A 1272-nucleotide genomic window follows, 5' to 3' on the forward strand; every position below is an offset into this window, starting at 1 on the left:
TTACGATATACAAATAGAGACACTTTAAGTAATGAGGAAATAAAAGCAATATCTAATGAACTTTCTGTATCTGAAGGAGATGTTATACAGATGAGTTACCGTTTAGCTTGTAAGGATCAGTCACTAAATAAGTGTATAAAGATAGGTGATGATTCTAAAAAGGAATTACAAGATATGATTCCAGGTAACTCGGTTAGTCAAGAAATAACTTACCAAAATTATGAAGAGAAAGAATTAAAAGAAACAATTCTAAACAATGCACTGACAAGTCTTAATGAGAGGTCAAGAGACATTTTTATCAGCAGATATTTGTCTGAAAATACTCAAACTTTAGATGAGCTTAGTAAAAAATATGGTGTTTCAAGAGAAAGAATAAGACAGCTAGCTGAGCAGGCAATGAGTAAGGTAAGACAACATATACAATCGGAGAGTTTAAAATTTGGCTTGCATACGTAGGTTTTTTGTACTTTTAACATTTTTTTCAGTAGGCGCTCTCGCATCGGTCAGTGATGTGCAGTTGAAAGAAAAATATAAGGATTGGCTTGTGTATACTGCATTAGAAGATGGAGAAAAAGTGTGCTACATCGTGTCTTACCCTAAGAAAAAAAGTGAGCATTATACAACTGATCGCAAGCCATATGTAATGGTCAGTTATGTCGATAAAAAAGCAGATGAGGTCAGTGTTACCTCTGGTTTTCAGTACGATAAGGAGCCTGTAGTTCTTAATGTCGATAAAAAAGTTAAGTATATATTGCCCATAATACAGGGAAGTCTCGCATGGGCAGAACGCACAAAAATAGATCAAGAACTAATTCTCAAGATGAAACAAGGATTATCAATGGTAGTCAATGGAAAAGCAAAAACAGCAACTGTTGATGACACTTATTCCCTACTTGGTTTTCAAAAGGCATATCAAAAAATGCACGATTTGTGCCGCACGAAATAAGCTGTTTTGCGTCTATTCTGCACTAGACCTCTTGCACTATGGTAAGAAATTTTAAGGAGCAATGCAGGATACTAGAAGTATTGTAATTTGATTACATAGTAAACTATGTCATCCAAGTAGCTGACACTGGTTTCTTATGACGATATCATCCAAATACCTCTCCTTCTCTTGTTATTCAAGTGACTTTTTTCGTTATCCCAGTACTTGATACTAGGATCTACCATATTAAACATCAAAATAGAAATTATTATTTTTTATCATGGCATTTAAGTAGAAGAATACTAGCAATTTTGTGCCCAACACCTTTATAGCTAATTAGAAGTTTG

General features: G+C 34.1%; 2 protein-coding genes. Both read left to right on the forward strand.

Going from position 1 to position 1272, the window contains the following annotated elements; translation table 11 throughout:
* Positions 1–456, forward strand: a 456-nt coding sequence (locus IHO13_RS02360; protein WP_225538104.1) for a sigma-70 family RNA polymerase sigma factor, incomplete at its 5' end; no start/stop codon positions are given.
* The gene (locus IHO13_RS02365; RefSeq protein WP_368666870.1) at positions 449–946 is read left to right on the forward strand and encodes an invasion associated locus B family protein; all 498 of its coding nucleotides are present in this window, start codon (positions 449–451) and stop codon (positions 944–946) included. The genes IHO13_RS02360 and IHO13_RS02365, both read left to right, overlap by 8 nt.
* Positions 947–1272 lie beyond the last annotated feature (326 nt).

Origin of the sequence: Wolbachia endosymbiont of Mansonella perstans, from assembly GCF_020278605.1 — a bacterium.
Lineage (GTDB): Bacteria > Pseudomonadota > Alphaproteobacteria > Rickettsiales > Anaplasmataceae > Wolbachia.